This is a genomic window from Micromonospora sicca (assembly GCF_003172935.1).
Classification (GTDB): domain Bacteria; phylum Actinomycetota; class Actinomycetes; order Mycobacteriales; family Micromonosporaceae; genus Micromonospora; species Micromonospora sicca.
In genome coordinates, this window is the sequence record NZ_QGKS01000173.1 from 10,911 (window position 1) to 22,277 (window position 11,367).

The 11,367-nt window shown below is 70.9% G+C and carries 13 protein-coding genes; all 13 read left to right on the plus strand.

Annotation, left to right across the window (positions count from 1 at the left end; genetic code table 11):
- Positions 1 to 183 precede the first annotated feature (183 nt).
- On the plus strand, positions 184 to 1,254 hold the full coding sequence (paaA, locus tag DKT69_RS09370) for a 1,2-phenylacetyl-CoA epoxidase subunit PaaA (RefSeq protein ID WP_109801189.1): 1,071 nt from the start codon (positions 184 to 186) through the stop codon (positions 1,252 to 1,254).
- Positions 1,251 to 1,538 carry a 1,2-phenylacetyl-CoA epoxidase subunit PaaB gene (paaB, locus tag DKT69_RS09375; protein WP_109801190.1) on the plus strand — a complete coding sequence of 96 codons (288 nt, stop codon included), beginning with the start codon at positions 1,251 to 1,253 and terminating at the stop codon, positions 1,536 to 1,538. Before paaA ends, paaB begins: the two co-directional genes overlap by 4 nt.
- Positions 1,535 to 2,260: a 1,2-phenylacetyl-CoA epoxidase subunit PaaC gene (gene paaC / locus DKT69_RS09380; RefSeq protein ID WP_109801191.1), complete on the plus strand. Its 726-nt coding sequence runs from the start codon at positions 1,535 to 1,537 to the stop codon at positions 2,258 to 2,260. The genes paaB and paaC overlap by 4 nt, the downstream gene beginning before the upstream one ends.
- Positions 2,257 to 2,733, plus strand: coding sequence for a 1,2-phenylacetyl-CoA epoxidase subunit PaaD (gene paaD, locus DKT69_RS09385; RefSeq protein WP_109801214.1), 477 nt, complete (start codon positions 2,257 to 2,259; stop codon positions 2,731 to 2,733). The genes paaC and paaD overlap by 4 nt, the downstream gene beginning before the upstream one ends.
- Entirely contained in the window at positions 2,730 to 3,839 is a 1,110-nt protein-coding gene (paaE, locus tag DKT69_RS09390; protein ID WP_109801192.1) for a 1,2-phenylacetyl-CoA epoxidase subunit PaaE, read from the plus strand. The genes paaD and paaE overlap by 4 nt, the downstream gene beginning before the upstream one ends.
- 325 nt (positions 3,840 to 4,164) lie before the next feature.
- Positions 4,165 to 5,355 (plus strand): cyclic dehypoxanthinyl futalosine synthase, encoded by a 1,191-nt coding sequence (mqnC, locus tag DKT69_RS09395; protein ID WP_109801193.1) that lies wholly within the window; start codon positions 4,165 to 4,167, stop codon positions 5,353 to 5,355.
- A gap of 318 nt (positions 5,356 to 5,673) precedes the next feature.
- Positions 5,674 to 6,384, plus strand: coding sequence for a demethylmenaquinone methyltransferase (locus tag DKT69_RS09400; RefSeq protein WP_109801194.1), 711 nt, complete (start codon positions 5,674 to 5,676; stop codon positions 6,382 to 6,384).
- A 91-nt stretch (positions 6,385 to 6,475) separates the two neighbouring features.
- Positions 6,476 to 6,706: a hypothetical protein gene (locus DKT69_RS09405; protein WP_109801195.1), complete on the plus strand. Its 231-nt coding sequence runs from the start codon at positions 6,476 to 6,478 to the stop codon at positions 6,704 to 6,706.
- A gap of 134 nt (positions 6,707 to 6,840) precedes the next feature.
- Positions 6,841 to 8,118 carry a geranylgeranyl reductase family protein gene (locus tag DKT69_RS09410; protein ID WP_109801215.1) on the plus strand — a complete coding sequence of 426 codons (1,278 nt, stop codon included), beginning with the start codon at positions 6,841 to 6,843 and terminating at the stop codon, positions 8,116 to 8,118.
- 133 nt (positions 8,119 to 8,251) lie between these two features.
- On the plus strand, positions 8,252 to 8,617 hold the full coding sequence (locus DKT69_RS09415; RefSeq protein ID WP_109801196.1) for an NADH-quinone oxidoreductase subunit A: 366 nt from the start codon (positions 8,252 to 8,254) through the stop codon (positions 8,615 to 8,617).
- 14 nt (positions 8,618 to 8,631) lie between these two features.
- Positions 8,632 to 9,312: a NuoB/complex I 20 kDa subunit family protein gene (locus DKT69_RS09420; RefSeq protein ID WP_109801197.1), complete on the plus strand. Its 681-nt coding sequence runs from the start codon at positions 8,632 to 8,634 to the stop codon at positions 9,310 to 9,312.
- Positions 9,309 to 10,043 carry an NADH-quinone oxidoreductase subunit C gene (locus tag DKT69_RS09425; protein ID WP_109801198.1) on the plus strand — a complete coding sequence of 245 codons (735 nt, stop codon included), beginning with the start codon at positions 9,309 to 9,311 and terminating at the stop codon, positions 10,041 to 10,043. The genes DKT69_RS09420 and DKT69_RS09425 overlap by 4 nt, the downstream gene beginning before the upstream one ends.
- Positions 10,040 to 11,365 carry an NADH-quinone oxidoreductase subunit D gene (locus DKT69_RS09430; protein WP_109801199.1) on the plus strand — a complete coding sequence of 442 codons (1,326 nt, stop codon included), beginning with the start codon at positions 10,040 to 10,042 and terminating at the stop codon, positions 11,363 to 11,365. The genes DKT69_RS09425 and DKT69_RS09430 overlap by 4 nt, the downstream gene beginning before the upstream one ends.
- The last annotated feature ends 2 nt before the right edge of the window (positions 11,366 to 11,367 follow it).

Consider the following 11,367-nt stretch of genomic DNA (forward strand, 5'->3'; position numbering starts at 1 on the left):
GAAGGCGGGGCAATCTGCCGCTATGCCGCCGTTGGGAGGATTCCCCCTCCCGCAGTGGCCCAACTCACAGGTTTGCGCAGGTCGGCGGCTCTCACTGGGAGCGGTCAGCCGGCGACGGAAGGTGTGGCCGGTTTCCTGTTACACCCTCTGGTGTCATCGGTCGCGAGCTGTAACACTGGCCTCATGTATGGCAACGACTTCTCCGCGCCGGACGACGCGCCCGGCGGTGGCCTGCTCGGCGAGGTCGAGGCGGCCGAGGCGGCGCTGCGGGAGGCCGCCGCCCGGGCCCGGCGCGGCGGGCCGGCCCCTGACGAGGACCTCGAGGCGTACTTCGCGGACGTGATCGACGCCGATCAGAAGATCGAGCCGCGCGACTGGATGCCCGAGGCGTACCGGAAGACGCTGATCCGGCAGATCGCGCAGCACGCGCACTCCGAGATCATCGGGATGCAGCCCGAGGGGAACTGGATCAGCCGCGCCCCCTCGCTGAAGCGCAAGGCCATCCTGCTGGCCAAGGTGCAGGACGAGGCCGGCCACGGCCTCTACCTCTACGCCGCGGCGGAGACCCTGGGGGTCAGCCGGGACGAGCTGGTCGAGCTGCTGATCAGCGGCCGGCAGAAGTACAGCTCGATCTTCAACTACCCGACGTTGACCTGGGCCGACGTGGGCGCGATCGGCTGGCTGGTGGACGGCGCGGCGATCGTCAACCAGGTCCCGCTCTGCCGCTGCTCCTACGGGCCGTACGCCCGCGCGATGATCCGGGTCTGCAAGGAGGAGTCGTTCCACCAGCGCCAGGGGTACGAGATCCTGCACACCCTGGCGCACGGCACCCCCGGGCAGAAGGCGATGGCCCAGGACGCGGTCGACCGCTGGTGGTACCCGTCACTGGCCATGTTCGGGCCGCCGGACGGAGACTCGACCCACTCGGCGCAGTCCATGGCCTGGAAGATCAAGCGATTCTCCAACGACGACCTGCGGCAGCGCTTCGTGGACATGTGCGTGCAGCAGGCCGAGATCCTGGGCCTGCGCATCCCCGACCCGGACCTGCGCTGGAACGACGAGCGCCAGGCGTACGACTACACCCAGCCCGACTACGACGAGCTGATGCAGGTGATCAAGGGCAACGGGCCGTGCAACCGGCAGCGGATGGAACACCGCCGCCGCGCCCACGCCGACGGCGCCTGGGTGCGCGAGGCCGCCGCCGCGTACGCCGCGAAGCGGTCGGCGAACAACAAGGAGAAGGTGGCCGCGTGAGCAGGGAATCGTCGCCTCTTTGGGAGGTCTTCGTCCGGGCCCGGCGCGGGCTGTCGCACACCCACGTCGGCAGCCTGCATGCCCCCGACGCGGAGCTGGCCCTGCGCAACGCGCGGGACGTCTACACCCGCCGTCAGGAGGGCGTCTCGATCTGGGTGGTGCCGGCGGCCGCGATCACCGCGTCCAGCCCGGACGAGAAGGACGCCTTCTTCGAACCGGCGGCCGACAAGGTCTACCGCCACCCCACCTTCTACGAGGTCCCGGACGGGGTGGCCCACCTGTGACCGGCTCCTTCGACTTCGTCCTCTCCCTCGGCGACGACGCGTTGATCGCGGCGCAGCGGCTCGGCGAGTGGACCTCCCGCGCGCCGGAGATGGAGGAGGACATCGCCCTGGCGAACATCGCCCTCGACCAGCTCGGCGCGGCCCGGCTGCTGCTGACGTACGCGGGTGAGCTGGAGGGCGCTGGCCGGGACGAGGACGCGCTGGCGTTCCTCCGCGACGACCGGGAGTTCCGCAACTGCCTCCTGGTCGAGCTGCCCAACGGCGACTTCGCGGTCACCATGGCGAAGCTGTTCTTCCTGTCGGCGTACCAGTTGCCGCTCTACACCGCGCTGGCCGGTTGCGCCGACGAGCGGCTGGCCGCGATCGGGGCGAAGGCGCGCAAGGAGTCGGCGTACCACCTGGACCACGCCGCGCTCTGGGTGAAGCGGCTCGGCGACGGCACCGAGGAGTCGCACCGCCGGATGCAGGCCGCGGTCGACGAGGTCTGGCCGTACACCCATGAGCTGTTCGCGGCGGACCCGGCGGCGCCGGTCGACCCGGCCACCCTGCGGGCCGACTTCGACGCCACGGTCTCCACCGTGCTCGCCGAGGCGACGCTCACCCGGCCCGAGACCGGCTGGACGCCCGGTGGTGGGCGGGACGGCGTGCACACCGAGCACGTCTCCTACCTGCTGGCCGAGATGCAGGTGCTGCACCGGGCGCATCCGGGGGCGAAGTGGTGACCGACCCCAGGGCGGCCGCGGCGGCGGTGGTGGACCCGGAGATCCGGGTCATCACCATCGACGAGCTGGGCATCCTGCGGGCGGTCGAGGAGAACCCGGCCACCGGCCGGGTCGTCGTCACCATCACCCCCACCTACACCGGCTGCCCGGCGATGGACGTGATCCGGGCGGACATCCGCCGGGCGCTCGCCGCCGCCGGCCACCCGGACGCCGAGGTCCGTACGGTCTACAGCCCGGCCTGGAGCACCGACTGGATCTCCGACAGCGGCCGGGCGAAGCTCGCCGCCGCCGGCATCGCCCCGCCGGCACCGGTCAGCGCCGGCAACGTCGTGCCGCTGACCCTCGCCGTGCGCTGCCCGCGCTGCGGCTCCCCGGAGACCGAGCAGGTCAGTCGCTTCGGTTCCACCGCGTGCAAGGCGCTGTGGCGCTGCCGCTCCTGCTCCGAACCCTTCGACCACCTGAAGGCGCTGTGACTGTCACCATCACCCGACCGGTCCGTCGCCGGCCGGCCTTCCACCCGCTTCCCGTGGCCGCCGTCGACCGGCTCACCGACGACTCCGTGGCGGTCACCTTCGCCGTGCCGGCGGAGCTGCGGGAGACCTTCGCGTTCTCCGCCGGCCAGCACCTGACCGTGCGGCGCACGGGTGCGGGCGGGGAGGACGTGCGGCGGTCGTACTCGATCTGCTCCACTCCGGACGACCTGGCCCGGCACGGCCGGCTGCGGATCGGGGTGCGGGAGATCCCCGGCGGCGCCTTCTCCGCGTTCGCCTGCGGTGCGCTGCGCGGCGGCGACACCGTCGAGGTGCTGCCCCCGTTGGGGCACTTCACCACGGCGTTCGCGCCCGACCGGGTGCGCCACTACGGCGCGGTGGTGGCCGGTTCCGGCATCACCCCGGTGCTCGCGCTGGTCGCGACCGCGCTGGCCGTCGAGCCGGCCAGCACCTTCACCCTGGTGTACGGCAACCGCACCGCCAACACGGTGATGTTCGCGGAGGAGCTGGCGGACCTGAAGGACCGCTACCCGACCCGGCTGCACCTGGTGCACGTGCTCTCCCGCGAGCAGGGCGAGTCGCCGCTGCTGTCGGGGCGGATCGACGCCGACCGGCTGGGCCGGCTGCTGGACACCATCGTGCCGGGCGACGCGATCGAGGAGTGGTTCCTCTGCGGCCCGTACGGGATGGTGGTGGACGCGAAGGCGGTGCTGACCGGCCGTGGGCTGGCGGAGCCGGCGGTGCACACGGAGCTGTTCCACGTCGACGCGCCGCCGGAGCCGGTGCGCCGCCCGGGCGACGAGCCCGGCGCGGGGGCCGAGGTGACGATCGTGCTGGACGGCCGCTCGTCGAACTTCACGATGGGCCGTGACGAGCGGGTGCTGGACGCCGCTCTCAAGGTCCGCGGCGAGCTGCCGTACGCCTGCAAGGGCGGCGTCTGCTCCACCTGCAAGGCGAAGGTCGTCTCCGGCGAGGTGACCATGGCCCGCAACTACGCACTGGAGCCGGACGAGGTGGCCGCCGGCTACGTCCTCACCTGCCAGTCGAGCCCGGTCACCGACAAGCTGACGGTCGACTACGACGCGTGATCCCTGGGCGGCTCGCGTCGAAGGTTGCGCTGGGTGACGGCCGCGGTCGAGCGTGACATCCCCTGTTCCGGCCTTTGCTCTGCTTCAGCAGAGGCAACACCGCCCTGATCAGCTCTTCTCTCCTTGACCGCCCGGCATGACGAGAAGAGCCCGCTTACTTTGGGTGGCTGTTGCGTATGTTGAAGCAGAGCAAAGGCGGCGGATCGGGGTGTCGGAGCGGATGCCGGCGTAACGCCCCGTGGCCCTGGCAGGACCGAAGGCCGAGGACGTCACATCGGGCGGCCGCGCGTCGCCGGGTCGGAACCGGCGACGTAGGCTCGGGGGCGTGACGGTGAGCCGGGAGATCGACGACATCCTGCAGCGCGGCGCGGACGGCGGGCGCATCACGCCCGAGGAGGCCCTGCTGCTCTACACCGAGGCGCCCTTCCACGCGCTCGGCGAGGCGGCGGACGCGGTGCGCCGGCGGCGCTACCCGGACAACATCGTCACCTACCTGATCGACCGCAACATCAACTACACGAACGTCTGCGTGACGGCGTGCAAGTTCTGCGCGTTCTATCGGGCGCCGAAGCACAAGGAAGGGTGGACCCACCCGACCGAGGAGATCCTGCGCCGCTGCGGCGAGGCGGTCGAGCTGGGCGCCACCCAGGTGATGCTCCAGGGTGGCCACCACCCGGACTACGGCGTCGAGTACTACGAGGAGCTCTTCTCCTCGGTGAAGAAGGCGTACCCGCAGCTCGCCATCCACTCCATCGGCCCGAGCGAGATCCTGCACATGGCCAAGGTCTCCGGCGTCAGCCTCGACGAGGCCATCGCCCGGATCAAGACAGCCGGCCTGGACTCGATCGCCGGGGCCGGCGCGGAGATGCTGCCGGACCGCCCGCGCAAGGCGATCGCCCCGCTGAAGGAGTCCGGGGCGCGCTGGCTCGAGGTGATGGAGCTGGCGCACCGGCAGGGCGTCGAGTCCACCGCGACGATGATGATGGGCACCGGCGAGACCAACGCCGAGCGGATCGAGCACCTGCGGATGATCCGCGACGTGCAGGACCGCACCCAGGGCTTCCGGGCCTTCATCCCGTGGACGTACCAGCCGGAGAACAACCACCTGAAGGGCCGCACCCAGGCCACCACCCTGGAGTACCTGCGGCTGGTCGCGGTGGCCCGGCTCTTCTTCGAGACGGTGCCGCACCTGCAGGCCTCCTGGCTGACCACCGGCAAGGATGCCGGCCAGCTCGCCCTGCACATGGGCGTGGACGACCTCGGCTCGATCATGCTGGAGGAGAACGTCATCTCCTCCGCGGGCGCCCGGCACCGCTCCAACCTGCACGAGCTGATCGGGATGATCCGCTCGGCCGACCGGATCCCGGCGCAGCGGGACACCCTCTACAACCGGCTCGCCGTGCACCGCACGCCGGCCGACGACCCGAGCGACGACCGGGTGGTCTCGCACTTCTCCTCGATCGCCATTCCGGGTGGCGGGGTCGGGAAGTCGCTCCCGCTCGTCGAGGTCAACTGACCCCTGCCCGCGACGTCCCGCGCGGTCGACCGTCCCGAGCCGCAGGGCGGTCGGCCGAACGGTCAGGGTTCGGCGCGGGGAGTGGCGGTCGTGATCGCGTGCCGCTAACGTGCCGGCTCGTAGCTTCCTTCGCCGCACGGCGAGCTCTCCACGATCGTCCTCCATCGGCCCGCGAGGGCCGTTCACATAACGCACGGCAGCAGGGGCGGGATGGGTCACCATCCCGCCCCTGCTGTCCCTTCCGGTCGTGACGTCCGCTCCGCCCGGCGACGGGTACCCGTCCACCGTTGGCTGGGGACCGGCTGGCAGAGTGGAGGGGTGAGCCGTACCCCGCAGGGCCAGCGCGCCAGCCTGGACAAGCAGCCGCACGAGGTCGCCGCGATGTTCGACGGCGTGGCGGCCCGCTACGACCTGACCAACACCGTGCTCTCCTTCGGGCAGGACCGGTTCTGGCGGCGGGCCACCCGGGCGGCGCTCGGCCTGCGCCCCGGCGAGCGGGTGCTGGACGTGGGCGCGGGCACCGGCGTCTCGACCGAGGAACTGGCCCACTCCGGGGCGTACGCGGTGGGGGCGGACCTGTCGCTGGGCATGCTGCACGCCGGCAAGCGGACCCGTCCGCAGGTGCCGCTGCTGGCCGGGGACGCGCTGAGGCTGCCGTTCGCCGACGCCAGCTTCGACGCGGTGACCATCTCCTTCGCGCTGCGCAACGTCAACGACACCGACGCCGCGCTGCGCGAGCTGGCCCGGGTGACCAGGCCGGGCGGCCGGCTGGTGGTCTGCGAGTTCAGCACCCCGGTCAACCCGGCCTTCCGGACCGTCTACCTGTCGTACCTGATGCGGTCCCTGCCGGCGGTGGCCCGCGCGGTCTCCAGCAACCCCGACGCGTACGTCTATCTCGCCGAGTCGATCCGGGCCTGGCCCGACCAGGCGGCGCTGGCCGCGCGGATCGGCGCGGCCGGCTGGGGCCGGGTGGCCTGGCGGAACCTCACCGGCGGCGTGGTGGCGCTGCACCGCGCGATCCGCGACTGACCCGACGCGGCGTCGCAAGCCTCGCGGGCCAGAGAAGCGTCTTTTTCGTGAATATCCGTTTTTAGTCCACTTTGCCCCGTAGGCTCGCCCCATGACGGGACGAGACCAGGCGGCCGCGACGGCGGCCACCGACGACGACGCCGCGGAACTCATCGCGCAGCTCAAGGAGCTGGCCGGCGCCGATCCCGCCGACGTCCGTCAGGTGGTCGCCGAGGTGCTCGCCGCGCTCGACCGCGCCGCCGGGGGCGCGCTGCGGGACCACCTGCCCGAGGCGATCCGGGTCGATGCCGGGCTGGACACGGCCGCCCACACCCTGCCCTGACGCCGAAGTGGGCCCCTACCGGCGCGTTTCCACGAAGTTAGGTACCCCTCACCGCCTACCGGTGTAACCCCGGTCATAGACTCCAACCCGATCGGCTTGTGAAGCATTTCACGAGCATGCGGGAGGAGGCGCAGATGACCGCGGTGGAGAACGACGCCGACGTGATCGTCGTGGGCGCCGGTCCCGGAGGATCGGCGACCGCGTACCACCTGGCTCGGCACGGCGTCCGCGTGCTGCTGCTGGAGAAGACCGAGTTCCCCCGGGAGAAGGTCTGCGGCGACGGGCTCACCCCGCGCGCCGTGCGGCAGCTCATCCGGATGGGCGTGGACACCTCGCCCGAGGCCGGCTGGCTGCACAACAAGGGCCTGCGGGTGATCGGCGGCGGGGTACGCCTCGAACTGGACTGGCCCGACCTGGCCAGCTTCCCCAACTACGGCCTGGTCCGTACCCGGCTCGACTTCGACGACCTGCTCGCCCAGCGTGCCGTCTCGGCCGGGGCGAAGCTGCGCACCAGCGTGAACGTCATCGGCCCGGTGCTCGACGCCGACGATCGGGTGATCGGCGTGCAGGCCGAGGTCGGCCCGGAGAAGGAGCCGGCCACCTTCCACGCCCCGCTGGTGGTCGCCGCGGACGGCGTGTCCGGCCGCTTCCCGCTCGCCCTCGGGCTGGCCAAGCGGGAGGACCGGCCGATCGGGGTGGCCGTCCGGCGCTACTACCGCTCGCCGGCCAAGCACGACGACGACTACCTGGAGTCGTGGCTGGAGCTGCGCAGCAAGGACAGTGGCGACAACCTGCTCCCCGGGTACGGCTGGATCTTCGGCCTGGGCGACGGGCGGGTCAACGTCGGCCTCGGCGTGCTGAACTCCTCCTCCGCCTTCGGCAGGACGAACTACCGGCGGCTGCTCACCGACTGGCTGGCCAACACCCCCGAGGACTGGGGGATGACCGACGAGGCGAACGCGGAGGGCCCGATCCTCGGCGCCGCGCTGCCGATGGGCTTCAACCGGGTTCCGCACTACACCCGCGGGGTCATGCTGGTCGGCGACTCCGGCGGCATGGTCAACCCGTTCAACGGCGAGGGCATCGCGTACGCGATGGAGTCCGGCGAGCTGGCCGCGGAGATCGCGGTGCAGGCGCTCGCCCGGCCGGCCGGCGCCGAGCGGGAACGGGCGCTGATGGCATATCCGCAGGAGCTGAAGGCCCGCTTCGGGGGCTACTACCGGCTCGGCGGCATCTTCGTGAAGCTGATCGGCCGTCCGGAGATCATGCGGCTCGCCACCAAGCACGGCATGCCGCACCCGACGCTGATGCGCTTCGTGCTCAAGCTGCTGGCCAACCTGACCGATCCGCGCGGTGGCGACTCGATGGACCGGGTCATCAACGCGATGACGAAGGTCGCGCCCGCCGTCTGACAACGGGTTCCCGGCCGGCGACGGCCGGGATCCGACAAAGATCGACCCCCCCGCCGGCCGAGGTCGTGAGGGACGTGAATAGTGTGATTTTGGCCAGCCACCGAGGGCAGGGAAGGACGAGCAGGAGATAACGATGACGCTCTCGCCTTACGCACCGATCATCGGGCTGTTCGCCCTCGCCGCGGGGTTCGCGCTGTTCTCCGTGGCCGCCGCCCGCTTCGCCGGTCCCCGGCGCTTCAACAAGGCCAAGCTCGAGGCGTACGAGTGCGGCATCGAGCCGAGCCCGCAGCCGGTCGGCGGTGGCCGGTTCCCGGTCAAGTTCTACCTGACGGCGATGCTCTTCATCGTCTTCGACATCGAGATCATCTTCCTCTACCCCTGGGCGGTCTCCTTCGACGCCCTGCCGATCTTCGGCTTCGTGGAGATGGTCATGTTCATCGTCGCGGTCTTCGTCGCCTACGCCTACGTCTGGCGGCGCGGCGGCCTGGACTGGGACTGAGGGAGGTACGGCAGATGGGTATCGAGGAGAAGCTTCCCGCCGGCGTCCTGCTCACCTCCGTGGAGAAGCTGGTCAACTGGTCGCGGAAGTCGTCCGTCTGGGGCGCCACCTTCGGCCTGGCCTGCTGCGCCATCGAGATGATGGCGGCCGGCGGTCCGCACTACGACATGGGCCGCTGGGGCATGGAGGTCTTCCGCGCCTCGCCCCGCCAGGCGGATCTGATGATCGTCGCCGGCCGGGTGAGCCAGAAGATGGCCCCGGTGCTGCGCCAGATCTACGACCAGATGGCCGAGCCCCGCTGGGTGCTCTCCATGGGCGTCTGCGCGAGCAGCGGCGGCATGTTCAACAACTACGCCATCGTCCAGGGCGTCGACCACGTGGTGCCGGTCGACATGTACCTCCCGGGCTGCCCGCCCCGGCCGGAGATGCTCATCGACGCGATCCTCAAGCTCCGCGAGAAGATCATGTACGAGCCGCTGGGCGCGAACGGCCGCAAGATGCTGGAGGCCCGCAAGGAGCGCGGTGACGTGCCCGTCGTGCCGTACGGCTCGATGCCGTCGTCGTACCGCAACGACAAGGCCCGGCGTGCCGAGTGGACGAAGGCGGTCCGCGAGGGGCGCGAGGAGCAGCTGCGGATCGAGAACTGGATGAAGGCTCAGAACCACCTCCACCCGCACGAGGGCGTGAAGAAATGACCGCACCTGACAACAAGGCGAACGGCGGCGTGCCGGTGCCGACGACCCCGGCCGGCGCCACCAGCGGCGCACCGGCGGAGTACCCGCCGGCCAGCCCGGCCGGGCGCGGCATGTTCGGCATGCACGGCACCGGCGACGTCTCCGGCTACGGCGGCCTGGTCCGCCAGCGCAAGCCGGTCGAGGAGACCCCCCGGCCGTACGGCGGCTACTTCGACGAGGTCCGCGACGCGCTGGAGGAGGCGTACCCCGCCTTCGGCGACGCGATCGAGAAGGTCGTCGTCGACCGCGGCGAGCTGACCCTGCACGTCCGCCCCGAGCGGATCGCCGAGGTCTGCCAGGTGATGCGGGACGACCTGGCGCTCCGCTTCGAGCTGTGCTCCTCGGTGTCCGGGGTGGACTACCTGGGTGCGGACGAGCGCCGGCTGCACGTGGTCTACCAGCTCACCTCGATGACCTACCGGCGCCGGGTCCGGCTGGAGGCCGCGGTCTCCGTCGAGGACCCGCACCTGCCGAGCGTCACCGCCGTCTACCCGACCGCCGACTGGCAGGAGCGGGAGGCGTACGACATGTTCGGCATCGTCTTCGACGGCCACCCCAACCTGACCCGGATCCTCATGCCGGACGACTGGGAGGGGCACCCACAGCGCAAGGACTACCCGCTCGGCGGCATCCCCGTCGAGTACAAGGGTGCGGAAATTCCCCCGCCGGACCGTAGGAGGTCCTACCAGTGACCACGTCGAACTACGCGACCGAGCGCGAGACCACCGAGGGCAGGGTCTTCACCGTCACCGGTGGGGACTGGGACCAGGTCGTCTCCGGCACCGACCCGATCAACGACGAGCGGATCGTCGTCAACATGGGTCCGCAGCACCCGTCCACGCACGGCGTGCTCCGGTTGATCCTGGAGCTGGAGGGCGAGACGGTCCGCGAGGCCCGCTCGGTCGTCGGCTACCTGCACACCGGCATCGAGAAGAACCTGGAGTACCGCAACTGGGTCCAGGGCTCGACGTTCGTGACCCGGATGGACTACCTCGCGCCGCTGTTCAACGAGACGGCGTACGCGCTGGCGGTGGAGAAGCTGCTCGGCATCACCGACGAGGTGACCGAGCGGGCGAACACCATCCGGGTGCTGATGATGGAGCTGAACCGGGTCTCCTCGCACCTGGTCTGGCTGGCCACCACCGGCATGGAGCTGGGCGCGATCTCGATCATGCTGTACGGCTTCCGCGAGCGGGAGCACATCCTCGACATCTTCGAGACCATCACCGGCCTGCGGATGAACCACGCGTACGTGCGGCCGGGCGGCGTGGCGCAGGACGTGCCGGACGACGCGATCGTCAAGATCCGGAACTTCCTCAAGATGATGCCGAAGAAGCTCAAGGAGTACGAGGACCTCCTCTCCAGGCAGCCGATCTGGACCGAGCGGACCAAGGGCGTCGCGGTGCTGGACGTGACCGGCTGCCTGGCGCTCGGCGTCACCGGTCCGGTGCTCCGTTCCGCCGGTCTCGCCTGGGACCTGCGCAAGACCATGCCGTACTGCGGCTACGAGACGTACGAGTTCGACGTGCCGACCCACCCGGACGGCGACGTGTGGGGCCGCTACCAGGTCCGGCTCGCCGAGATCCGGGAGTCGCTGAAGCTGGTCGAGCAGGCCCTCGACCGGTTGAAGCCGGGCCCGGTGATGGTGGCCGACCGCAAGATCGCCTGGCCGGCGCAGCTCGCCATCGGCGTGGACGGCATGGGCAACTCGCTGGAGCACGTCGCCAAGATCATGGGTCAGTCGATGGAGTCGCTGATCCACCACTTCAAGCTCGTCACCGAGGGCTTCCGGGTCCCGCCGGGCCAGGTGTACGTCGGCATCGAGTCGCCCCGCGGCGAGCTGGGCGTGCACGCGGTCTCCGACGGCGGCACCCGGCCCTACCGGGTGCACTACCGGGAGCCGAGCTTCGTCAACCTCCAGGCCCTCCCGGCGATGGCCGAGGGCGGCCTGATCGCCGACGTGATCGCCGGTGGCGCCTCGCTGGACCCCGTGATGGGTGGTTGTGACCGGTGAGC